At 65.8% G+C, this 20,486-nt stretch carries 25 protein-coding genes; 14 read left to right on the top strand and 11 right to left on the bottom strand.

The annotated features are described in order from the left end of the window. The first annotated feature begins 58 nt into the window (after positions 1-58). Positions 59-826 carry an FAD-dependent oxidoreductase gene (locus ACI8UR_RS06140; protein WP_411715059.1) on the top strand — a complete coding sequence of 256 codons (768 nt, stop codon included), beginning with the start codon at positions 59-61 and terminating at the stop codon, positions 824-826. Position 827: 1 nt separating this feature from the next. On the opposite strand, the gene ACI8UR_RS06135 is transcribed toward ACI8UR_RS06140, so the two are convergent. Next, positions 828-1,259, bottom strand: a complete 432-nt coding sequence (locus tag ACI8UR_RS06135) for an SCP2 sterol-binding domain-containing protein (RefSeq protein ID WP_411715060.1) — start codon at positions 1,257-1,259, stop codon at positions 828-830. A gap of 83 nt (positions 1,260-1,342) precedes the next feature. Here ACI8UR_RS06135 and ACI8UR_RS06130 point away from each other — a divergent pair, with 83 nt between their 5' ends. From ACI8UR_RS06130 to ACI8UR_RS06095, 8 genes are all read left to right on the top strand, one after another. Further along, positions 1,343-1,843 carry an adenylyltransferase/cytidyltransferase family protein gene (locus tag ACI8UR_RS06130; RefSeq protein WP_411715061.1) on the top strand — a complete coding sequence of 167 codons (501 nt, stop codon included), beginning with the start codon at positions 1,343-1,345 and terminating at the stop codon, positions 1,841-1,843. 38 nt (positions 1,844-1,881) lie between these two features. After that, the gene (locus tag ACI8UR_RS06125; RefSeq protein WP_411715062.1) at positions 1,882-2,682 is read left to right on the top strand and encodes an NAD+ synthase; all 801 of its coding nucleotides are present in this window, start codon (positions 1,882-1,884) and stop codon (positions 2,680-2,682) included. 30 nt (positions 2,683-2,712) lie between these two features. Further along, positions 2,713-3,870, top strand: a complete 1,158-nt coding sequence (coaBC, locus tag ACI8UR_RS06120; protein WP_411715063.1) for a bifunctional phosphopantothenoylcysteine decarboxylase/phosphopantothenate--cysteine ligase CoaBC — start codon at positions 2,713-2,715, stop codon at positions 3,868-3,870. 49 nt (positions 3,871-3,919) lie between these two features. After that, complete coding sequence (locus tag ACI8UR_RS06115) at positions 3,920-4,408, top strand: hypothetical protein (RefSeq protein WP_411715064.1); 489 nt, start codon at positions 3,920-3,922, stop codon at positions 4,406-4,408. Continuing rightward, positions 4,405-6,300, top strand: a complete 1,896-nt coding sequence (locus tag ACI8UR_RS06110) for a hypothetical protein (protein ID WP_411715065.1) — start codon at positions 4,405-4,407, stop codon at positions 6,298-6,300. The genes ACI8UR_RS06115 and ACI8UR_RS06110 overlap by 4 nt, the downstream gene beginning before the upstream one ends. Before the next feature lie 43 nt (positions 6,301-6,343). Then, the gene (gene hpt, locus ACI8UR_RS06105; RefSeq protein ID WP_411715066.1) at positions 6,344-6,913 is read left to right on the top strand and encodes a hypoxanthine/guanine phosphoribosyltransferase; all 570 of its coding nucleotides are present in this window, start codon (positions 6,344-6,346) and stop codon (positions 6,911-6,913) included. Positions 6,914-7,237: 324 nt separating this feature from the next. After that, the gene (locus ACI8UR_RS06100) at positions 7,238-7,390 is read left to right on the top strand and encodes a hypothetical protein (RefSeq protein WP_411715067.1); all 153 of its coding nucleotides are present in this window, start codon (positions 7,238-7,240) and stop codon (positions 7,388-7,390) included. Beyond that, positions 7,383-7,727, top strand: coding sequence for a hypothetical protein (locus ACI8UR_RS06095; protein ID WP_411715068.1), 345 nt, complete (start codon positions 7,383-7,385; stop codon positions 7,725-7,727). The genes ACI8UR_RS06100 and ACI8UR_RS06095 overlap by 8 nt, the downstream gene beginning before the upstream one ends. 121 nt (positions 7,728-7,848) lie before the next feature. Here ACI8UR_RS06095 and ACI8UR_RS06090 read toward each other — a convergent pair whose 3' ends face one another. From ACI8UR_RS06090 to ACI8UR_RS06080, 3 genes are read right to left on the bottom strand one after another with little or no spacing between them, the layout of a single operon-like run. Next, positions 7,849-8,607 carry an ABC transporter ATP-binding protein gene (locus tag ACI8UR_RS06090; protein WP_411715069.1) on the bottom strand — a complete coding sequence of 253 codons (759 nt, stop codon included), beginning with the start codon at positions 8,605-8,607 and terminating at the stop codon, positions 7,849-7,851. Then, complete coding sequence (locus ACI8UR_RS06085; protein ID WP_411715070.1) at positions 8,604-9,410, bottom strand: ABC transporter permease; 807 nt, start codon at positions 9,408-9,410, stop codon at positions 8,604-8,606. The genes ACI8UR_RS06090 and ACI8UR_RS06085 overlap by 4 nt, the downstream gene beginning before the upstream one ends. Before the next feature lie 12 nt (positions 9,411-9,422). Further along, positions 9,423-10,442, bottom strand: coding sequence for an ABC transporter substrate-binding protein (locus ACI8UR_RS06080; protein ID WP_411715071.1), 1,020 nt, complete (start codon positions 10,440-10,442; stop codon positions 9,423-9,425). Between the two features lie 241 nt (positions 10,443-10,683). Between ACI8UR_RS06080 and ACI8UR_RS06075 the strand changes: the two genes are divergently transcribed. Next, on the top strand, positions 10,684-11,805 hold the full coding sequence (locus ACI8UR_RS06075; protein ID WP_415087668.1) for a pyridoxal phosphate-dependent aminotransferase: 1,122 nt from the start codon (positions 10,684-10,686) through the stop codon (positions 11,803-11,805). Positions 11,806-11,871: 66 nt separating this feature from the next. Next, positions 11,872-12,720, top strand: a complete 849-nt coding sequence (locus ACI8UR_RS06070) for a UbiA family prenyltransferase (RefSeq protein WP_411715510.1) — start codon at positions 11,872-11,874, stop codon at positions 12,718-12,720. Here the strand turns inward: ACI8UR_RS06070 and ACI8UR_RS06065 are convergent. Next, positions 12,717-13,898, bottom strand: a complete 1,182-nt coding sequence (locus tag ACI8UR_RS06065) for a redox-regulated ATPase YchF (RefSeq protein ID WP_411715511.1) — start codon at positions 13,896-13,898, stop codon at positions 12,717-12,719. The two genes, ACI8UR_RS06070 and ACI8UR_RS06065, sit on opposite strands and share 4 nt — an antisense overlap. Before the next feature lie 78 nt (positions 13,899-13,976). Continuing rightward, the gene (locus tag ACI8UR_RS06060) at positions 13,977-15,098 is read right to left on the bottom strand and encodes an acyltransferase (protein WP_411715512.1); all 1,122 of its coding nucleotides are present in this window, start codon (positions 15,096-15,098) and stop codon (positions 13,977-13,979) included. A 191-nt stretch (positions 15,099-15,289) separates the two neighbouring features. Between ACI8UR_RS06060 and ACI8UR_RS06055 the strand changes: the two genes are divergently transcribed. The 3 genes from ACI8UR_RS06055 to ACI8UR_RS06045 are packed head-to-tail and all read left to right on the top strand — an operon-like array spanning position 15,290 to position 16,734. Further along, a complete protein-coding gene (locus ACI8UR_RS06055; RefSeq protein ID WP_411715513.1) occupies positions 15,290-15,487 on the top strand; it encodes a DUF5800 family protein in 198 nt (65 codons plus the stop codon). Between the two features lie 58 nt (positions 15,488-15,545). Next, positions 15,546-16,541 carry an alcohol dehydrogenase catalytic domain-containing protein gene (locus ACI8UR_RS06050; protein WP_411715514.1) on the top strand — a complete coding sequence of 332 codons (996 nt, stop codon included), beginning with the start codon at positions 15,546-15,548 and terminating at the stop codon, positions 16,539-16,541. A 49-nt stretch (positions 16,542-16,590) separates the two neighbouring features. Next, positions 16,591-16,734: a hypothetical protein gene (locus tag ACI8UR_RS06045; RefSeq protein ID WP_411715515.1), complete on the top strand. Its 144-nt coding sequence runs from the start codon at positions 16,591-16,593 to the stop codon at positions 16,732-16,734. 18 nt (positions 16,735-16,752) lie between these two features. Here ACI8UR_RS06045 and ACI8UR_RS06040 read toward each other — a convergent pair whose 3' ends face one another. From ACI8UR_RS06040 to ACI8UR_RS06020, 5 genes are all read right to left on the bottom strand, one after another. Then, positions 16,753-17,463, bottom strand: a complete 711-nt coding sequence (locus ACI8UR_RS06040; protein WP_411715516.1) for a CAP domain-containing protein — start codon at positions 17,461-17,463, stop codon at positions 16,753-16,755. 42 nt (positions 17,464-17,505) lie between these two features. Further along, a complete protein-coding gene (locus ACI8UR_RS06035) occupies positions 17,506-18,591 on the bottom strand; it encodes a hypothetical protein (RefSeq protein ID WP_411715517.1) in 1,086 nt (361 codons plus the stop codon). A 51-nt stretch (positions 18,592-18,642) separates the two neighbouring features. Continuing rightward, the gene (locus tag ACI8UR_RS06030; RefSeq protein WP_411715518.1) at positions 18,643-19,143 is read right to left on the bottom strand and encodes a winged helix-turn-helix transcriptional regulator; all 501 of its coding nucleotides are present in this window, start codon (positions 19,141-19,143) and stop codon (positions 18,643-18,645) included. Beyond that, positions 19,140-19,445, bottom strand: coding sequence for a hypothetical protein (locus tag ACI8UR_RS06025; RefSeq protein WP_411715519.1), 306 nt, complete (start codon positions 19,443-19,445; stop codon positions 19,140-19,142). Before ACI8UR_RS06025 ends, ACI8UR_RS06030 begins: the two co-directional genes overlap by 4 nt. A gap of 64 nt (positions 19,446-19,509) precedes the next feature. Further along, positions 19,510-20,486: hypothetical protein (locus ACI8UR_RS06020; protein ID WP_415087666.1), on the bottom strand; the 977-nt coding region annotated here is incomplete at its 5' end.

Below are 20,486 nucleotides of genomic sequence, written 5' to 3'. Positions count from 1 at the left end.
AAATCATCTCCCGGTACGAACCGGGGCGTTTGTAGGCCACCGCGGTGAACCCGGGCGTATGAGCGACACCGAGAACCCCAGAGTCGCCGTCATCGGCGGCGGCGTCGCGGGACTGACCGCTGCAACGTTCACCGCCCGCGCCGGCTTCGATACGGTCATTATCAACCACGGCGAATCCGTCCTCCAGCGGAACGCCCATCTCGAGAACGTCCCTGGCTTTCCGGCCGGCGTCAACGCTCGGCTCTTTCTCGATCTGCTCGAAGCGCAGGCCGGTCGCAACGGCTGTCTGTTCGAGCAGGGCGTCGTGACGACACTCGCGGAGGCGGAGGATGCGGAGGACGGCTTTCGCATCCGGGTCGAGGCTGACGAGGAGTTCGACCTTCTGGCCGACTACGTCGTCGTCGCCTCGTGGTCGGACACCGACTATCTCGAAGCCATCGACGGCGTCGGCTTCATTGACCGTGGGTCAAAGACGTACATCGACATCGACGATTTCGGCCGAACGGGCGTGGACGGCCTCTACGCTGCCGGTCGCATCGCCGAGAAACTCCACCAGACCGTCGTCTGTGCCGGCCACGGCGCGGAGGTCGCGCTGACGCTCGTCGACGATTCCGATGTCCCCTTCTACCACGACTGGGTCGCACCGGAGGGGTATTTCACCGACCGAGGGCGTGAGGTACCGCCGGGCTGTGAAGAGATCGACGAACAGGAGCGTCGCCGCCGGGAGCGCGAATCGCTCGAAGTGATGACCGAGGCCTTCGATGAGCGACACCCGGACGAACCGACAATGCATCCGAGCGTGGCCGAACGGCGCGACGAGGGGTAGTTCAGTACTCGAATTCAGTATCGATCTGCTGACCCGTTTCGGTCATCTCGACTGCGGCTTCACTGTACTGCAACACTTTCTGCATATCGCCCTCGATTTCGAACTCGCCGGACATCATGCCGTCAATGGGGCCGAGGTCGCCGGTGAAGAGCCGCTTCCAGCTCGTGTAGGGGCCGCGGAAGACGAAGCCGTACTCCTCCTCGTCCGGGTCGTCGACTTCGTACGCCTCAGTGCAGTCGCCGTCCTCCAGCCCGAGGAAGAAGTACACTTCCGGGCCATCGTAGGCGTCGTCGGGCTCGACGGCGAAGAGGAAATCGCCGTCGAAATCGACGCCCCAGCCCCCGCCCACCTCCTGATAGTCGTCGTTCTCGTTCAGCAGTTGGCCGTACTCGGTGATCCACTCCGCACCGTCACTCGGGAATTCGTATGCCATACAAGCCACACGAGGCCACGAGGATTGCGTGTTCTCCCGCGCATACGGCGCCCCTTTATCATAACTCCCTGCCAACGGGAACCGTGTGCCGAGCCGCGTTCCTCGGACGGTTCCAGCCGTTCCACGAGGGCCACCACCGCGTCGTCAGCGAGTACAAAGAGCGGTTCGGCCTCGTCATCGCGCTCGGCAGCCCCGAGAAATCCCGAACTGCCGAGAACCCACTGACCGCCGAGGAACGCGAGTACGTCATCCGCGGCTGTCATCCCGATATCGACATCGTTCGCGTGGCGGACGAAGACCGCGGCGAAGCTGGCTATCCGGTCTGGGCCGAGCGGCTCGTCGACCGAACCGACGCCGAGGTCGCCGTCTCCGGGAACGATCTCGTACAGCGCCTCCTCAAGGAGCACACCGACGCCGAAATCGTCGAACAGGAACTACATTACCCCGACACCTACTCCGGAACGGAGGTTCGCCGTCGCATGCGAGCGGGCGAATCGTGGCGTGACCTGGTGCCGGACTGCTGTGTCGAGCGTGTCGCCGAGTTCGAGAGGGTCATCCAGGAAAGTAGGGTCGACACCGAGTAGCCCCCACGCTTACGTGCCGAGGCGGGGTAGCCCGATGTATGTCGACCGACGCCGATGCTGATGTCGACCCTGCCGTTGCCCGCGAGCGCGCGGTGTCGTTTCTCGAAGACCGGCTGCCGGACGATGCCGACGGATACGTCATCGGCATCAGCGGCGGCCTCGACTCGACGGTGGCGCTCCATCTGGCCGTCGAGGCGGTCGGCACTGACCGGGTGACCGGACTCGTGTTGCCGGATAATCCGAGCGCTCCGGAGAACATGGCCGACGCAAGAGCACTGTGTGAACGCGTCGGCATCAAGTGGCGAGAGGCCAACATCGCGCCACTCGTCGCCGAATACGCCGACCGCGTCCCCTACGACGTGGACATCCTCTCGCTTGGCAACGTCCGGGCGCGGACGCGGATGGTGTTTCTCTACCTGGAGGCCAACGTCCACGACGGCCTCGTCATCGGGCCGAACAACCGTTCCGAGTATCTGCTCGGCTACTTCTCGAAGTTCGGCGACGGCGGGGCCGACGTTCGCCCGCTCGGCGACCGCTACAAGACCGAGGTGTACGACCTGGCCGAACACATCGGCGTCGAGGAGACGTTCATCGAGAAAACGCCGACCGCGGAGCTATGGGCCGGCCAGACCGACGAGGGTGAAATCGGCGCCCCGTATGAGGATATCGACCCGTTCCTGCGTGCCTACGTCGACGCGGGCGAGGATACCGAATCGGCCGCCGACACCACCGACGTCGAAATGGAAATCGCCGAGCGGTTGGCCTCGCTGGTCGACGGCAGTGAGCACAAACGCGCCGTGCCGCCCGCGGCGTCGATGCCCGACCGCGTGTCACGATAGTTTTTATCCGGGCGCACCGAACGTCCGGCGATGCTTGAGGGCGTCAACGTCGCGCTGGGGGTGTCGGGTTCCATCGCGGCAGTGAAAACAGTCGAACTGGCCCACGAACTCCGGCGGCAGGGCGCCGCGGTACGCGCAGTCATGACTGACTCGGCACAGGGAATCATCCACCCGTGGGCTCTGGAGTTCGCGACCGAGAACTCCATCGTCACCGAGATTACCGGGTCGGTCGAACACGTCGAACTCTGCGGATACGACGGCTGGGCGGACGTACTCCTGCTTGCGCCATCGACGGCGAACACGCTCGGCAAAATCGCCGGTGCCGTCGACGACACGCCCGTAACGACGTGTGCGACGACGGCGCTCGGGGCCGGCATGCCGGTCGTCGTCGCGCCCGCGATGCATGCCCCGATGTACGACCATCCCGGCGTCATCGACGCCATCGAAACGCTGGAGTCGTGGGACGTGTCCTTCGTCGACCCCCGATTAGCGGAGGGCAAGGCCAAAATCGCGACCGAGGAGGCAATCGTCCTCGACACCGCGCGCGCTGCCGGCGATAGCGTCCTCGATGGACAACACGTTGTCGTCACGAGCGGTGCGACGAGCGAGGCTATCGACCCCGTCCGCGTCATCTCGAACCGCGCTTCCGGGCGCACGGGGCGGGCCGTCGCGAAGGCCTGCTACGCCCGTGGTGCCGACGTGACGCTCGTCCACGACGGCCCCGACGTGCCATACGCCGACGTCGAGCGCGTGGAAAGCGCCGAGGAGATGCTCGATGCGGTGCGTGCGGCGACCGATGACGCCGACGCGCTCGTCTCCGCGGCCGCCATCGGTGATTACACCGTGGATGCGGCCCCGGAGAAGATTCGCTCCGGGCAGTCGCTCACGCTGGAACTCGAACCGACGCCGAAACTAATCGATACGGTTCGTGCCGAACACCCCGCCCTCCCCATCGTTGGGTTCAAAGTCGAGACCAGCGGCGACGACGACGCGATGATTGAGAAGGCCCGCGAGACGCTCGACCGCGCGGATCTGTCCTTCGTCGTCGCCAACGACGCGAGCGTAATGGGCGCGGAGACGAGCCGCGTCCTCCTCGTCCGGGCGGAGACGGTGACCGAACACGAGGGCAGCAAGGCCGAAATCGGCGGATACGTCACCGACGCGCTCGCGTCAGAACTCACGGACTGAACGACCTCGCCCGGTGGACTTATGCCGCCACGGGCGCTGGAGCGTTCAGATGCGCTCTGACCGTGCCGTCATTGCCCTCACAATCGTGCTTCTGCTCGGTGCGACGCTCGTTTCGGGGCCCCTCGTCGGCATCTCTCTGACCGAGACCGAAACGTTCGCCCCAGGATCGGGCACCGCGAACGTCACCGTCGAGGAGGTGCCACGGACGGCGACGCTCAGCCCCGCTGAGTACGAGGGCGGGCCGTACACACTCCACATCGACCCGGCACGGGTTCGCGTACAGAACGTCTCCGGCCAGCCGACGGTCGCGTACTCGCTTACAGTCCCCGGTCTGAACCACAGTCGTTCGAGCGTCACGTTCCTCGACGACGGCTATGCGGGTCAATACGACCTCACGTTCTCGCCGTCCACGCTGGAGCAAGACCGGGTCAACGAAAGCCGAGCTGAGTATACGGGTGTCGCTCGCGTGTACGTGTACGACGAGGCGGGCGACCGACTGCTCATCGAGCAGACCATCGAAATCGAGGTGAAGCAGTGACGTCGAGGGCTCGACGCCTCGGGCGGGCAGTCGTCGGTGACCGCCTCGGAGCTATCGTCTTCCTCGCGGCGCTCGTGACGTATCTGGCGTACTGGCGAATCGGGATTCTCATCACCGACACCTACACCGTCGCCAATACGCTCGTCGCGGTTTCCGACGGGCAGCTCTACGTCGAACGCGCCGTGTACGGCTTCAATCTGAACACGCCCGGCATGGGCACCGCGAACGGCCGAATCTACGGGCGGAACTACGGGCAGATCTTCCTCGCACTGCCGTTCCTGTGGGCGGTTCAGGCGGTCGCGGCAGTTGCTGACCTCCGCGTCGCCCTCGCCGCGGGCTGGGCGCTCACCATACTCGCGCTTGCGTTGCTCGTCGGGCGCGAACTCGACTATCCCGAAGAGGCCGCATACGTCGGCAGCGCCGCGGCCCTCCTCTCGTTCGTCGGCGTCGTCGCCAGCGCCACCGCTATCGGTGCTGACGAACACTACCTCATCGCGCTGCAGCTGCAGACGATGGTCGCGGCGGCGTTCGTCGGCGTCGGCTGTTATCGACTCCTCGCGCGGGCGTACTCTCGTCGAGTCGGGGGCGCGGCCGGAGTGGCTGCAGGTCTCGCGACGCCCATCGGCTTCTGGGCGCAGTTCCCGAAGCGGCACGTCCTCATCGCGCTCTGTGCCATCGGGTCGATGTACTGTCTGTATCGGAGCCGTGAATCGAGACCCATCGATGTCCGGTTTCGGGCTGCCGCGTACGTCCCCATCGGCATCGCTGCCTGGGTGAGCGCCGCCGAAGGTGTGATACTCCTCGTCGCGTTGCTCGCTGTCGATGTGCCGACGGGTGGCCGGAGCCTGCGGTCGCTGGCTGCCGCCGGCGCCGTCGCCATCGTCTCCGTCCTGCCGATGTTCATCACCAATCTGTTCGTGACCGGAAACCCCGCCGAACCGCCTCGGGCGCTCACCGCCGGCGGCAGCGGCGCGCTGGCCGAACGCGGCGAGGACGCGACTGGCGGAGAGGCAACGCCAACCGAGACGGCAGCAAGCGAAGGCGGTTCCACGGCGACACCGACGGAGGCAAGCAGTTCCGAGAGTACCCCTACGGCTCAACCGACCGAGACGCCGACTCCAGCCGACGCTGGAAGCGAAATCATCGATACGCTCGCGGGCGCGCTCGACCTCCTCGCCAGCCTCCTCAGCAGGGGCGCCGAAACCGCACTCTCCGAATCGAGCCGCCTCTATCCGACGTTCATCCGCGGCGGCTACATCGCCGATGTCGCGGCCCGCGACACGGGCGAGGCGATTCGGCTCGCCTTCCTCGAAGCGATGCCGCTGGCTGCCGCACTCATCGCGGTTCCGATTCTCGCGGCCCGTGCCGACCTCCGCGGCCGGCTTCGAACCGTCATCGAGCAGCGCCGACTCTCGGCGCTCCGAACGGTCGACGTCTTCGTCGGCGTGTACGCCGTGCTGTTGACGCTCGTGTATCTGCCGCGGATGCCGATACACGCGGCCATCACCGTCCGGTATCTGCTCCCGCTGTTCCCGCTTGCCGTCTACGGGGTCGCCCGGCTCGGCTCCGTTCGACGCGTCGTCGCCGAACGGTATCGGACGTGTGCGTTCACGTACGCGGCCGGCGTCCTCGTGGGCGGCCAATCGCTCGTCGTGTATCTGTGGTACACTGAGGCGGTTCGCGGCGAGGCCGTCCAGACCCACGCACTTCTCGGCCTCGGCGTCGGCAGTCTGCTGGCAGCGTGGGCACTCCTCGATGCCGCGGGGCAGCGCTACGACCGCTTCGGAGCCGTCACGCTCGCGCTTGCCGCCGCCGCGGGAACGGTGTTCCTGCTTCTGGCCGGCCTCTGGCATTTCGCCTTCGTCGGCGGCCGTGCTCTGCCACTCGGATAGCTCGTATCGTCAACTTTTACCGCCGGCTTCGATTACGCCTTCCATGGATCAACTTCAGCAGTCGCTGCTCGACGCGCCGATCATCGAGAAGGAGGGGTATCACTACTTCGTCCACCCGATCAGCGACGGCGTCCCGATGCTCGAACCGAGCCTGCTCCGGGAAATCGTCATCAAGATCATCCGGAAGGCCCAGCTCGAGGATGTCGACAAGATCGTCACGCCCGCGGCGATGGGCATCCACATCTCGACTGCCGTCTCGCTGATGAGCGATATTCCGCTGGTCGTCATCCGGAAACGTGAGTACGGCCTCGATGGCGAGACGCCGCTGTTCCAGCAGACCGGCTACTCGGAGAATCAGATGTACATCAACGATGTCGAGGCCGGTGACAACGTCCTCGTGCTCGACGACGTGCTCTCGACGGGGGGCACGCTGTCAGCCATCTGTGACGCCCTCGAAGATATCGGCGCGGATATCGTCGACGTCGTCGCCGTCATCAAGAAGGTCGACGGCGAGAACAGGCTCGAAGCATCATCCTACACCGCGAAGACACTCATCAACGTCGACATCGTCGACGGCGAAGTCGTCATCGTCGACGAACACGGCGACGACTAACACTCACTTTTTGCACGCCGGCGGTTCGGCGCGGAACGCGCCGAACACGCCTCACGCGTGGCGGCTTCGCCGTGATCCGAGAGCGCTCCGCTCTCTCGTCATCACGAACGGCGCAAAGCGCCTTTCGAACGACCACGGCATCCGGCGGCGGCCGCGGGCCGCCGCCCGCGGCAAAAACGTGGGGAAAATATGCGCGCGCTCGCTCGTCTCGCGGTTCGCTCCGCTCACCGCTCGACTGTCCGAGGCGCTCACTTCGGTCGCGCCTCGCCTTGCTCGCGCGGATACTTACAGTGGTTTTTCGTGCTGGCCTGCGCAGGTGAGAGTATGACCGAGACCGAGGAAGCAGTCGAGCGATTCCTTCGGAAGACCGACACCGCCTACGACGAGTACGAAGAGGGATACGCCGACGCCGACGCGACGCTGCGGCGACTCGAACAGCACATCGAGGACTTGCGCGAGGCCACCGACGATGCCTGACCGAACCGTCTTCCACATCCCTGAGGGCGCGGAGTCGTACGGCCGCAAAGCGCTGCGGAACGTCGCGAATCTGCTCGCCGATGGCAGCATCGATCCGGACATCGCTATCGTCGCGAACGCCGGTGGCATCGCGCATCTGCTGTCCGATGCCCTGACCGCCGACAGCGTTCGTGACCTGCTCGACGATGGTGTCGAGGTGTGTGCCTGCCGGAACTCCATCGAGGGCTCCGAGGAGTACACGACGAAGGAGCTGGTCGACGGCGTTGTGGTCGTTTCCTCGGCGATGGCCGAGTTGACGCGCCGGCAGAGTGCGGGCTATGCGTACGTCCGGCCGTGAACTACCCCACCCTACTCGCTCACCGCTGACGCGGTTCGCTCCTTGCGGGTGGGGCTTCCTGTCTCCACGACGCGCTTTGCAGATACGGGTGTATCCACAGGGAGCGCAGTCTCCACAGGCCTTAATTCCGGATACGGTCGAGAACGTGCTCGTAGTAGTCACCGAACTCGGGGTCGGCGCGGGAGCGGGGTCGCGGCAGGTCGATATCGACGGTCTCGCGGACTCGCCCGGGCTCTTTGGCCATCACGATGACCCTGTCCGAGAGTTTGACCGCCTCCTCGACGTCGTGGGTGACGAAGAGAATGGTCTTGCCCGTCTCCTGCCAGATGTCGAGCAGTTCGTCCTGCAGCATCTCCTTGGTCTGGGCGTCGACGGCGCCGAACGGCTCGTCCATAAGGAGGAGGTCGGGGTCGACGGCGAGCGCCCGCGCGATGGCGACGCGCTGCTTCATGCCGCCCGAGAGCGCTTTCGGATAGCTGTCGCCGAACCCCTCCAGGCCGACGAGGTCGACGAGGTGGTCGACGCGCTCGCGGCGCTCGGCCGCCGGCACGCCCTGTTTTTCGAGCCCGAAAGCGGCGTTGCCGCGGACGGTTCGCCACGGGAAGAGATGGTACTCCTGGAAGACGACGCCCATGTCGGGTGATGGCTCCGTGACGGCGGTGCCGTTGAGATACACCGATCCCGAGGTAGCATCCTCCAGTCCGGCGATGATGCGGAACAGGGTCGTCTTCCCACAGCCGGAAGGGCCGACGATGCAGACGAACTCGCCTGGGTCGACATCGAACGTGATGTCACGCAGCGCCTGCACGGGGCCCTGCTTCGTCTCATAGCGCTTGTCGACGCCCTCGACGCGGACGCGTGCGTCGTGTCGTTCGTTCATCGCCATGCCAACACCCTCCGTTGTGCGGCACGGAACGCCACGTCGACGAGCAGGAACATGAAACTCAACACGAGGATGTAGGTGATGACCACATCGACCTGGAGATTGTTCGATGCGCGGAGAATGCGCCGTCCGATGCCGGGAACGCCGAAGATCTCGGAGGCGACGACGAGCATCCAGCAGCGCCCGATACCGGTTCTGACACCCGTCAGGATATCGGGCGAGGCGGCGGGGATGGCGACCGTCCGAATCAACTCGATGTCGCCGTTTACGCCGAGGCTTCGGGCCACGTCCAGCAGGTCATCGGAGACGCCCTCGATGCCGCCGTAGGCGGCGTAGAAGTTGATCCAGAACGCGCCGACGGCGATGATGAAGGCCGCTCCGCCGTTGTTGATGCCGATCCAGGCGATGGCGAAACCGATGAGCGCAAGCGGCGGCACCGGGCGCAGCAATCGGATGATGGGCGCGGAGATATCGTCGAGAAGCCGACTCCAGCCGAACGCGATGCCGGCGCCGGCGCCGAGGAGCGTTCCGATGATGGTGCCCGGCAGCCAGTGGAGAATGCTCTGGAAGAGCGCCGTCGCCATCTCGCCGGATGCCGCCTCCGCGTAGAACGTCTCCGCGACCGATAGCGGCGACGGGAGGACGTACGGCGGGTTGAATACCGATGCGATGTGCCACAACAGAACGAAACCGACGATACCGATGGTGCCGAGTGCGGCACGCTGTGGGTCGAGATTCTCCAGTGGGTGTATCTCGGTTTCGCCGGTGGAGTCGACCCCGGTTTCGACGTCAGTTGCCATCCCGACTCACCGTTAGCGGTTCTCGTAGACGCCGTAATCGAATATCTGGTCGAGGGAGAGTTCCTTGTCGATCTGTCCGTTCTCGTGGGCGAACGAGGAGAAGATTTCCGTGCCGTTTTCGACTTCACCCGGGTCGGTAACGAAGTTCGAGAGCGGCCCCTGCAGCGCCTTCGTTGCGAGGTCGCTGGACATGCCGATGCCCTCTTCGACGATGTCGGCGGTCGCGTCGGTGTTGTTCTCGATGAACTCCGTGGCTCGGACGTGCTGTTCGAGGAACTGGGTGCCGAGTTCGGAGTTCCGCACCTCGTCGCTCATCAGCGTCACGGCAGCCGGTTGGCCGGGCATGATTTCGGCCGCGGTTCGGAACATCGAGACGGGCGAGTCGGTATCGGCGACCCGAGTCGGAACCGGCTCCATGATGGAAGTGCCGTCGATTTCGCCGTTGACGATGGCCTGGAAGACGGCGTTCGCGCCACCGATTTCGGTGATATCGACCGCCGTCTCCGGGTCGACGCCGACGACGTCGCTCAGCCAGTAGCGGAGCAACACGTCCGGCACCGACCCCTGCGGGAACGTGCCGAAGCGGAACTTTTGGCCCGTCTCTTCCTCCCAGACGCCGAAGGCGTCGCTGCCGTGTTCGTCCCACATCGCTTGGAGGTCTTCGTGTGCCATGATGCCCATCGGCTCCTCGATGTTGGCCGCGGTCACCTTCGCGGGCAGCCCGCGGTCGATGACGATCATCGCCGGGACGATGCCGAACATGGCGATATCGAGTTCGCCGCCGCCATACGCCTGGATGATGGCCGGGCCGTCGGTGAACTCCCGACCGTCGATCGTGGCGTCGATTTCCGAGAAGTACCCCTCCTGTTCCATCACGAAATACTGGAGATCGGGGAAGATGGGCATGTATGCCACGGTGAGTTCGTCGCCGTTACCGCCGCCGCCGAGACAGCCGGCCAGTCCGGCCGTCGCTGCCGCACCGGCACCTGCGAGATACGACCGTCTCGTCACTGAGAACGGTGTCTTAGTCATTGACGGCCGTAGGAGACGCAGGCTTATGCCCGAGAAGCTAACGGTAAGTTCGACCTCGAAGCATGACGGTCTCCCTCAACGAATAGACCAGCCTGAGGGTGATATGACGCGACTATACGGGTCGACTGTCAGAAAATCCTCCGTCGCTAACACCGGCAAAAATATCTTCTAAATACCGTTCCTCGCCATCGCTCGGTCGGTATCCAGCAGAGTTAACCCGATAGGCGCCGGGCAATACCCCATGACGGAGTTCTCATCGCGCGTCGAGAAGGTCTCTATCAGCGGTATCCGCGAGGTGTTCGAGGCGGCCGGCGAGGACGCCATCAACCTCGGGCTCGGCCAGCCCGATTTCCCCACGCCGGAGAACGCCCGACGGGCAGCTATCGACGCCATCGAGGCCGGCAAAGCCGACGGCTACACGTCGAATAAGGGCACACTGGAACTGCGCGAAGCGATCGCGGCGAAACACGAACGCGACGACGGCTTCTCGGTTGACCCCAGCGACGTCATCGCGACGGCTGGCGGGAGCGAGGCGCTGCATATCGCGCTGGAGGCCCACGTCGACAGCGGCGACGAGGTCATCTACCCCGACCCTGGGTTCGTTTCCTACGAGGCGCTAACGCATCTGGCCGGCGGCGAGCCACGACCTGTCGGGCTCCGTGACGACCTGACGATGTCTCCCGATGCCGTCGAGGAGGCCATCACCGACGATACGGCCGCCTTCGTCGTCAACAGCCCCGCGAACCCGACCGGGGCCGTCCAAAGCGAGACGGACATGCGCGCGTTCGCACGCATCGCCGACGAGTACGACGTGCTCTGTATCTCCGACGAGGTGTACGGCCGGTTCGTCTTCGATGGCCAGCATTACTCACCGGCGGCCTTCGCCGACACGGACAACGTCGTCGTCGTCAACGCCTGCTCGAAGGCGTACTCGATGACCGGCTGGCGGCTGGGCTGGGTGACCGGCTCCCACGAGCGCATCGAGCGAATGCTCCGCGTCCACCAGTACGCTCAGGCCTGTGCGTCGGCGCCCGCCCAGTACGCCGCGGAGGCGGCGCTGTCCGGCCCACAAGACCATCCCGAGAAGATGCGGCAGGCGTTCATGGAGCGCCGCGACGTGTTGCTCGACGGCCTCGAAGACATGGGCCTCGACGTGCCGACGCCGCGAGGCGCTTTCTACGCGATGCCGCGCGTCCCCGACGGCTGGGTCGACGAGGTCATCGACCGCGGCGTCATCGTCGTGCCCGGCGAGGCGTTCGGACAGAACGGGGCCGGCCACGCCCGCATCTCCTACGCCGTGAGCGTCGAGACGCTGAAGGAGGCCCTCGACATCATGCGCGAGGCGACGAACGCGATTCGATAGCGGGCAGAGCGGCGAGTCGATTGCTCCCGTCAGTAGAATAATGGCGATTGCTACCATGGGGTACACATGGCACTCGCACGTCATGGCTCGGGCATCCGTGCCGACGTCGGCGCCTTGGCCTCGCAGGTGCACCCCGTGTTCATGCTCCCGCCGCTGGCCGCTTCGGCGTTCGGCGCCGTCCTCGCGGGCCGTCTCGACGTGACCCTGCTCGCTCTCCACCTCACTGCCGCCTTCGCCGCCCTCTACACCGCCCACATCAAGGACGGCTACGTCGATTTCTACAAGCGTGGTGAGGACGACGACCACCCGTTGACCGCTGGCGGCTGCCGCGCTGCCCTTGCCGGGACAACGGGCGTCTTCTTCGTCTGTCTCGTGGCCATCGGCGCCCTCGTCGACGTCTGGGCTGCACTGCTCACGCTACCGGGCTGGGTTATCGGCTACATGCACGCGCCCCAACTCGACCTCAACCCCCTCGGCGCGACGGCGGGCTACCCGGCCGGCATCGCTTTTGCGCTCCTGGGTGGGTTCTACGTCCAGGCGACGACGCTCACTGCGAGCGTGGTCGCGTTCGCGGCCGTGTTCCTCCTCGTTCTCAGCGGTATCAAGACCATCGACGACGCGAAAGATCACGAGTACGACCGCTCCATCGGCAAACGAACCGTTGCGGTCGTCCTCGGCCCGGCGAACGCCCGCCGTTTCGCCTATGGACTGATGGCGGTCGGAATGGTGGTCGTCGTTGCGCTCGCCGTCGTCGGCGTCTTCCCGCCGGTCAGTGCCGCCGCGCCGGTCGTCTTTGGCGTCGTCGCTGGCTTCGCGTGGCGCGCTGGCGAGGATGACGGCCTGGCGGCAAAACTCCTCATCCGGGGGTCGTATCTCTTCCTCGCGGTGCTTCTCGTCGCCGTCTGGATTGGCTAGCTCGCCGTCGAGACGATTTTGACGACATCGCCCTCATCGAGTTCGTGGTCTTCGCCGATGCGGCGCTTCTCGCGGGCGTCGACGGCGTGGAGATACCCCTCGCCGATGTCGGAGTGGACGGCAAAGGCGAGGTCTTTCGGTGTCGCGTTCTCAGCCAACAGGAAGGCGTCGGGGAGAACGTTGCCCTGCCCGTCCGTCCACCGCGTCTCGTTTTGGACGGGGTAGACCGTGATGCGGTCGAGCAGGTCGTAGATGGATTCATCGAGCGACTGCTGGACACCGGTGCCGCCCCACTCGCCCATGACGTCGCGGATGCGGTTGAGCCCCTCCTCCTGTGCGCCCGAGATATCGCCCGTGATTTCGAAGTCCTCGTCGCCGGGGTCGTAGTTGATGACGCCGGCTTCGACGGCCTGCCGGAGCGCGAGTTCGCCCTCGGCGGTGCAGGGGATGACGTGGCCGGCCGCTTCTTCCAGCCGCTCGATGTTCTCGTCGGGTGCGATGTCGGCTTTGTTCGCAACGACGACGATGGGCTTGGTTCGTTCCCGGAGCAGGCGGGCCAGCTCCTCGCGGTCGTCGTCATCCCACGACCCGGGGTCGGTCGAGTAATCGAGTTCCCGAAGGACGGCCATCACGTCGTGTTCGGACGCGCCGACGCCGGTCAGCATCTCGGTGAGCGCCTCCTCGAAATCGAACTCCGGCGAGCGACCCTGCCGAATCATGGTTTCCCAGTTCCCCTCGATGATGCCGGCGAGCCACAAATCCATCTCCTCTTCGATGAAGTGGACGTCCTCGACGGGGTCATACGAGCCGACCTCGACGGGTTCGCCCTCTTCGTTCGTCCCGCCGGAGGCGTCGACGACGTTCAGGATGACGTCGGCGTTCGTCAGCTCGTCAAGGAACTGATTGCCGAGGCCACGGCCCTCGTGGGCACCGGGAACGAGGCCGGCCACGTCGAGAAGTTCGACCGGGACGTAGCGTTTGCCGTCGTGGCAGTTGTCGTTGTCACACCGCTTTTCGAGGTCGAGACACGGACAGCGGGTGCGGACGTGGCTGACGCCACGGTTGGCGTCGATAGTCGTGAACGGGTAGTTGCCGACGTCGACGTCCGCCATCGTGGCGGCCTTGTAGAACGTCGATTTGCCGGCGTTGGGCTTGCCGGCGAGCGCGACCGAGAGCATACACGGAGTATCGCCGGCCGCCGTATATGATTCCCGGTAGCGGTCTGGCGAGCGCCGATAAAGGGTCGGCGACGCAGTTCAGGACTCTTCGGCTTCGGCGATGATACCGGATACGTCCTCGGCGGCACCGTTCGCTGAAGGGTCGTCGTCGGTATCCCAGTCGACCTCACTTTCGGACACCGGGATGACGGCCGGCGTCGCCTCGACATCGAGTTCCCCGTCGCCGAGACGGACGAACGCCTGAGTTGGCTCCGGTTCGGGGAGGTCTCCCTCTCCGAGCGGGACGACGGCAGAGGTCGGTTCGGGCGTGGGTTCGGTCGCTTCGGCTTCAGCCTCGGCGTCCTCCCTGGCCGCCTCGACCTCGGGTTCCGGCGCCGTCGTGAAGCTCGTCTCGCCGCGGGCCCGGATAGCGCCGTCGACCTCGGCGGCCTCCGAGAGCTCACAGTCCTCACAGGAGATGTCCCCGCGGATGTGTGCGTCGGGGGCGACGAACACGTCGCCACCTTTCGTCGTCACGTCGCCGTGGACAATCGTGCCCGCGCCGACGTGGATGTCTTCCTTCGCGCGGAGACTGCCGAACACCTCGGTATCGGCGCCGGCCTCGATGGTCGTTGCCCGGATGTTGCCGTGGAGGCGGCAGTCGTCACCGATGGTCGCGGGCGTGGAGACGCGCCAGGTATCGTCCGAGACGCGCGCGCCGCGGGGGATGACCACGGGTTCTGCCTCCCGGTCGTCGGTCAGGAATTCGTCGACGACCTCGTCTGCAGCCTCCTCCTCGCCGATGCGGAGCAATTGTGAGAGGTAGACGAAGAGGAACACGATGGTCGGCATGGGGTTGCGGATGACGATCCAGCCGTTGGCTTCGAAGCCGCGCTCGATGTCGACATCATCGCCGATATCGAGGTCGCCGGAAACGATGAGTTGGCCCGTGATGTGAACCCGCTCGCCGAGATAGGCGTCCTGGCCGACGAGGACGTTGCCGTCGACGTCACACCACATGTCGAGTCGGCAGTCGCCATCGGCCTCGATGTCGCCGTCGAAGCGGACGCGCTCGCCGGCGATGACGTTGCCCCCGCGGACGCCCAGCTCGACGACGCTTTGCCCGCCCACGAGCACGTCGCCCTCTGCGACGAGGTCGTGCTCCTGGACGTGCGTCCCGTCCGGAATCACTAGTTCCTCGAGCGGGTCGGAGCCGAACACGGTGTACACCTGCGTGGCACCGCTATTAAAACCTCCTCGGGCGTCAGACGGCCGGCAGACACTTGTCAGCCGAGTGAATACAGGTCGATGGGGCCGTCGATGCGCCTTCGGGCGCGCCCCAGCGACGGGGAGGGGAAGCTCCGTCGCGTTTTCAACGTATCCCTTATAGGTGGCAGTCGCCAAACCCGTGTATGACCGTTCTTTCCTTCGACGAGCAGGGTGTCGACGTCATCTACGACGGCACCGAGTTCCGGCTGGAGAAAGCCCTCATCGAGGAGGCCACGCGGAAGGACTACCCCGACGTGACCGACCACGAGGTGCTGCAGATGATCGAAGACGACCCCTCCCTTTCCAAGGAGCCGCGCCGAATCAAGGAAATACTGGCCTGACGGCGGCTGGGTTGTCGCCACCGGAACGCTCTTTGCCCGTGGCATGCCCTCTCGGCCCATGCGAGCAGCACGCTTTCATCCCGGCGAGGGGCTTCGAATCGAGGACGTTCCCCGGCCGACGCCCGGCCCCGGCGAGGTACTGGTCGAGGTGGCCGCCTGCGGCGTCTGTCACTCCGATCTGCACATCATGGACGGCGACATACCGCTCGTCGAACCACGCACACTCGGCCACGAAGTCGCCGGCACCGTCGCGGAAACGGGCGATGGCGTCGCTCTCGATGTCGGCACCGACGTGGCCGTCTTCGGTGGCTGGGGCTGCCGGAACTGCGAGGTGTGTGCCCGCGGCGACGACCAACTCTGTAACCTTTCGAACTGGCTCGGCATCGGCCACGACGGCGGCTACGCGGAATACCTGCGCATCCCGACTGCGGACTACTGCATCCCGCTTGACGGGCTCGACCCCGTCGCTGCGGCGCCGCTGACGGACGCCGGGCTAACCCCGTATCGTGCGTTCCAGAAGACCGACCTCGACACCGGCGACCGCGTCGCAATCGTCGGCGTCGGCGGCCTCGGCGAGTTCGGCGTCCAGTTCGCCCACCTCGCGGGCTGTCACACCGTCGCGGTCGACCAGGTGCCCGCGAAGCTCGAACGGGCCGTGGAACTCGGCGCCGACGCGACCGTCGATACGTCAGGGTCTGTGCCACGGGAGATTCAGGATGCCGCGGGCGGTTCCGTCGATGCCGTCATCGATTTTGTCGGCGTTGACGAGACGCTCCAGTGGGCGACGAACGTCCTCGGCGCTGACGGGCGGCTCGTATTGGCCGGCATCGGTGGCGGAAGCGTCGATTTCTCCTGGAACCCTCTCGTCGGGAGCGAAATCACCTACCGGACGGTGCAGTGGGGCAATCCGACCGAGCTTCGGGCGGTGCTCGACATCGCCCGGCAGGGTCGACTCGACGTGCGCACGGAGCAGGTGTCCCTGGATGAACTTCCCGAGACGTTCGAGCGGCTCGAAGCCGGCGAGGTCGAAGGGCGGGCAGTCGTCGTCCCGTAACGCTGGGCGGTAGCGGTACACCTAAGGGACAGCGACCGAATCTCCGGATATGAACGTCGCCGAACTCAAAGAGGAATACGAACATCCCGCGTTGGTCACCGCCGCCGGGACGTTCATCGCCTACGGGCTCGTTCTCGTCGCGATGACGGTGCTTCTCTTCGGGGTTCCGCTCGCCATCTTCTCGCTTCTGTAAGCGCGGGCTGCCTCGGAGTCAACAGAACACCTGCGTCACGTAGATCGCATCTTCGCCGACAGCGACGCCGACGCCCTGTCTGGTGTAGCGGTCTCGAAGCAGCGTGCGGCGATGGCCGACCGAGTCCATCCAGGCCCGGACGATGTGGTCTGCGAGTGCAGCAGCCGAACTCGCCAGGGCGCCTCGCGGCGCCTGATAGATGTTCTCGCCGGTCAGGCAGTCGAGCCCGGCCGCGCGGACGCGGTCGTCCGGCCCCTCGCCGTCGGGATTGGTGTGATTGACGAAGCCGCGGTCGCGCATGTCGCGGCTGTGTGTGCGGGCGACGGCCGCCAGTTCGGGGTCGTGGGCCGTTTCGCCGACGCCGGCTGCGAGTCGCTCCTCGTTCGTCCGGTCGACGATGTCGTGTTCGACGGCCGTCGTGTTGAGGTCGCCTCCGAGTGGGCCGACGGTGGCGACGGCGCCCAGCGCGACGACCACGAGCAGGAGCGTGACGACGGCGAGGCCGACGCCGGGTCGGAACAGCGTCGACAGGGAGGTACCGCTGTCCGCCGGCTCGCTCGACGTACCGATATCGAGGTCGACTCGCCAGCCGGTCGTCATGCCGGCGTCGGTGCCGGGACAGTCGTGGGCCTCGGGTGGGCGGTGTTCGGGACAGCAGGCTGTCCCGCAGTGGGGACAGGCGTCGCTGACGCTTGCGTCGGCGCCGCAAACCACACATTCCGAGGGCACGGTTTCGCTTGGAGCTGCGGCACCAAAACGACGGCGTCGAGCCTAGATGGTGAGTTCGGCGCTCGGCATGTCGAGGAATGCCGTTTCGTAGCCTTCGTGCCGCGCAATCTGGGGGTGCGTGCGGACGTCGATGACGAGTTCGTCGCCCGCCGCGATGTCGCCAACGACGGCTCCGTAGTGGTAATTCAGGCTGTCGTCGAAGGTGCGCTCGAGCGACCCCTCGAACACCGTCTCTCCATCGCGTCGGAGTCGTGCCTCCAGTGCCATGGCCGGGAGCAGCAGCTCGTTGTACGGTGTTCGCGCCGAGACAGCGAGATACGTGCCATCGCCGTCACTACCCTCTGGCGGGCGCTTGAGTGTGGTGACGGCGAACTCGGCATCGCCACTCGCTGTCGTGCCGCGGTACTGACCGGGCAGGGAATCGGGCGCCGGCGCGATACCGAGTGGCATCGCCATGTCCATGACCGGCGGAGCGGCTGCCTCGCCGGCCCGTTCCGTCGTCCGCTCGACGGGGATTTCGTCCCGCTTGCTCGCGCTGAACTCGAAGGGAATGGTGATGGTCGCTGCGTCGACGAAGCGACCCTGGTAGGCGCCGGTGCGACGGACGTTCGTCCCGCCGATGTCGATGTCGACCGTGTACTCGCCGTCGCCGTCGAGCGCGAAGTTCGCGCCGTAATGAAAGCCCATCCGCGGCGATAGCATCGGGTAGATGACCTGCTCGTCTAAGGGGTCGCCACCCATCGAGATATCGACGCTGACGCCCGATTCGGGGAGCGTCCGCTCCGTTTTCGGATCCCAGACAACCGCCATCAGGTGAACGTCGTCACCGTCTTTGACGGCTTCCAGCGTCGCGTCTTCGACGGCGTCCGTCGTCGCGTCCACACGCCAGAATCGGTGGGGATAGGTGTAGGTGAGCGCCGCGGCGTAGTCGCCGCTCTCGTGTTCGGCCATGCCGACCAGCTCCATCCCGTCGACGTGCGTGGGGAAGTAGACGGCATCCGGCCGATTGTCGAGCACCGGCGGTGCAGAAGAGAGGTCACGCGTCTCGACGAGGCCGAGGTCGGTACAGCCAGCCAGGCTGGCCACCCCGGCGCCGAGACACGCCTGGAGGTATCTGCGGCGTTGCATTACCGGAGGGAGGTTCCAGTCGGGCATCCGGCTTGTGGTTCAGCCGTCGAATCACTCCAGCAGGGCGTCGACGAGCCGGGTGAATCGGTCGACGAGTCGCTCCGGGAGCGTCGGGTCGGCCGCGGCGAGCAGTTCCGCAGTACGCGCCTCGTCGGTGATGGCCAGCAGGTGGCCGTCGTGGCGCTTCTCGACGAGGTCAGCCTCGACGAGGCGGTCTGCGTGCCACGCGAGCGTGCTCCGGGCGATGCCGACCGATTCGGCGAGGTCGACCGGGCGAGTTGGCCCCCCATCGAGGAGCGTCGCGATGAGCTCCGCGCTCGTCTCCCGGCGGAGCAACGCGAGGGCACGCCGCTCCCATTCGCCGTACGTCGGCGGGTAGTAGTGGGTGCGACCGAACAGCTCTTCGGCGGCGATGGCGCCGCGGTCGAGCAACTGGCGAACGTGATACTGTGTCTGCCCGGCAGCGAGGTCGAGTTCGCGCTGGAGTTCGTTGAAATGGATGCCGGGGTCGTCACGAACGTGGCTTTCGATGCGCCTTCGCACGTCGCTCATCCCGTCTCACCGCCGATGGGTTTCGAGAGGGTGTTGGCGGAGAGGACGGCCGCGATGACGAGCGCGGACATCGTGACGTCGAGGCCGTGTTCGAGCAGGTGATGCTGTTGTGGCACCAGCCACCCGCCCATGTAGCCGACGCCGATGGCGGCGCGGGCGAAAAGCGTCGCGACGGCGAGTGCGACGAGCAGGTACGGCCAGGAGCGCCGCTGGACGAACGCCGCGAGCGCCACGCCGAGGATGCCGGCGGCGCCGAGCGACCCGAACAGCAGCAGCAGGCCGAGCAGGAAATCGTATATCATCGAATCTTTCCCGTGAACGTACCTTGCGTATGTGGGTCAGGAACAAGTGGGTTCCGCTGGCCGTTCAGCCGAGTCGTCGCCGCCCGACCCCGACCGAGAGCAACACCACGAGTGCGCCGAGTACGCCGACCCCCGGGCCATCAGCGTCGCTCGTCGGTGACTCGGTGCTGGTGTCGGTCGGCTCCGGTGTGTTGACGACCGACGACTCATCGGGCGTCGGTGTCGGCGTCCCATCGCGAAGGAACTCGACACCGAACGCGGTGTTGATGGTCGCGTCGCCGGCCATCACCCGCTCCGTCGAGGCGGCATCGAACGACTCCTCACCACGGTAGAGGACGGCCTGGACGATGCGGCTCTCCGCTCCGTCCGCGACGTACCCCGGGTCGAGTTCGACGGTCACGTTCTCGTGGACGCCCGCCGACAGCTCCGTCGTGCCGACAGCGGCGCCGATATCACCGTCTACGGCGTTCCCCGGAATCTCCGCGCCGGAGTCGTGGATGGCGAGGTAGCCGTTCTCGGGCATCACGACACGCCGGACGGTAACCGTGTTGTTCGTCGTCTGCTGGGCGCCGAAATCCTGTGCGCTGACGTGGGCTGTCCGGTTGGCTTTCTCAACGGTCAACTGGCTGCCGGCGGGGTTCCCAAAGGCTGTCACCAGCGGGTCGTCCTCGAGGTCGAAGCCCTCACCGCCCTCTTCGCGGTGCAGATTTACCCAGATTTCACGACTGCCTGTTTGCTCACCCCACGCTTCCTTGTCGATTTGAACCGTCGTATCGGTCTGGAACGCCGTCTCAGCGTCGACGCGGCGGGCACCGAGTGGCTCGCCCGGCTCGCCGTTATTGTCTGCCCGGACGACGAGCCAGCCGTTGATTTCGCTGAACTCCCACTCGAGGAGCAGCGTGCCGTTCTCCGAGAGCTGGGCGTCCGCCTCGGCGTCGTTTGTATGCGCCGCTGCCGGCGCGGCTGCGACCGTCAAGAGGGCGACCGCTGCGACCACGGCACCGACCGCGAAACCAGTGCGTCGACCCATTAGATAGTGTA

This window comes from Natronomonas sp., from assembly GCF_047616845.1.
In the GTDB taxonomy this organism is placed as follows: Archaea; Halobacteriota; Halobacteria; order Halobacteriales; family Haloarculaceae; genus Natronomonas.
The sequence above is the reverse complement of the archived record's forward strand: the minus strand, read 5'-3'. Positions and strand labels throughout refer to the sequence as shown.

Bases quoted from the DNA above. Each gene is read 5' to 3' on its own strand.
- ACI8UR_RS06035 (WP_411715517.1), bottom strand. From the start codon at position 18,591: ATGCAACGCCGCAGATACCTCCAGGCGTGTCTCGGCGCCGGGGTGGCC.
- ACI8UR_RS06065 (WP_411715511.1), bottom strand. From the start codon at position 13,898: ATGCTCTCGGTCGCGCTCGCCGGCAAGCCCAACGCCGGCAAATCGACG.
- ACI8UR_RS06100 (WP_411715067.1), top strand. From the start codon at position 7,238: ATGACCGAGACCGAGGAAGCAGTCGAGCGATTCCTTCGGAAGACCGAC.
- hpt (WP_411715066.1), top strand. From the start codon at position 6,344: ATGGATCAACTTCAGCAGTCGCTGCTCGACGCGCCGATCATCGAGAAG.
- coaBC (WP_411715063.1), top strand. From the start codon at position 2,713: ATGCTTGAGGGCGTCAACGTCGCGCTGGGGGTGTCGGGTTCCATCGCG.
- ACI8UR_RS06075 (WP_415087668.1), top strand. From the start codon at position 10,684: ATGACGGAGTTCTCATCGCGCGTCGAGAAGGTCTCTATCAGCGGTATC.
- ACI8UR_RS06080 (WP_411715071.1), bottom strand. From the start codon at position 10,442: ATGACTAAGACACCGTTCTCAGTGACGAGACGGTCGTATCTCGCAGGT.
- ACI8UR_RS06125 (WP_411715062.1), top strand. From the start codon at position 1,882: ATGTCGACCGACGCCGATGCTGATGTCGACCCTGCCGTTGCCCGCGAG.
- ACI8UR_RS06030 (WP_411715518.1), bottom strand. From the start codon at position 19,143: ATGAGCGACGTGCGAAGGCGCATCGAAAGCCACGTTCGTGACGACCCC.
- ACI8UR_RS06135 (WP_411715060.1), bottom strand. From the start codon at position 1,259: ATGGCATACGAATTCCCGAGTGACGGTGCGGAGTGGATCACCGAGTAC.
- ACI8UR_RS06095 (WP_411715068.1), top strand. From the start codon at position 7,383: ATGCCTGACCGAACCGTCTTCCACATCCCTGAGGGCGCGGAGTCGTAC.
- ACI8UR_RS06070 (WP_411715510.1), top strand. From the start codon at position 11,872: ATGGCACTCGCACGTCATGGCTCGGGCATCCGTGCCGACGTCGGCGCC.
- ACI8UR_RS06090 (WP_411715069.1), bottom strand. From the start codon at position 8,607: ATGAACGAACGACACGACGCACGCGTCCGCGTCGAGGGCGTCGACAAG.
- ACI8UR_RS06140 (WP_411715059.1), top strand. From the start codon at position 59: ATGAGCGACACCGAGAACCCCAGAGTCGCCGTCATCGGCGGCGGCGTC.
- ACI8UR_RS06050 (WP_411715514.1), top strand. From the start codon at position 15,546: ATGCGAGCAGCACGCTTTCATCCCGGCGAGGGGCTTCGAATCGAGGAC.
- ACI8UR_RS06045 (WP_411715515.1), top strand. From the start codon at position 16,591: ATGAACGTCGCCGAACTCAAAGAGGAATACGAACATCCCGCGTTGGTC.
- ACI8UR_RS06025 (WP_411715519.1), bottom strand. From the start codon at position 19,445: ATGATATACGATTTCCTGCTCGGCCTGCTGCTGCTGTTCGGGTCGCTC.
- ACI8UR_RS06115 (WP_411715064.1), top strand. From the start codon at position 3,920: ATGCGCTCTGACCGTGCCGTCATTGCCCTCACAATCGTGCTTCTGCTC.
- ACI8UR_RS06055 (WP_411715513.1), top strand. From the start codon at position 15,290: ATGACCGTTCTTTCCTTCGACGAGCAGGGTGTCGACGTCATCTACGAC.
- ACI8UR_RS06085 (WP_411715070.1), bottom strand. From the start codon at position 9,410: ATGGCAACTGACGTCGAAACCGGGGTCGACTCCACCGGCGAAACCGAG.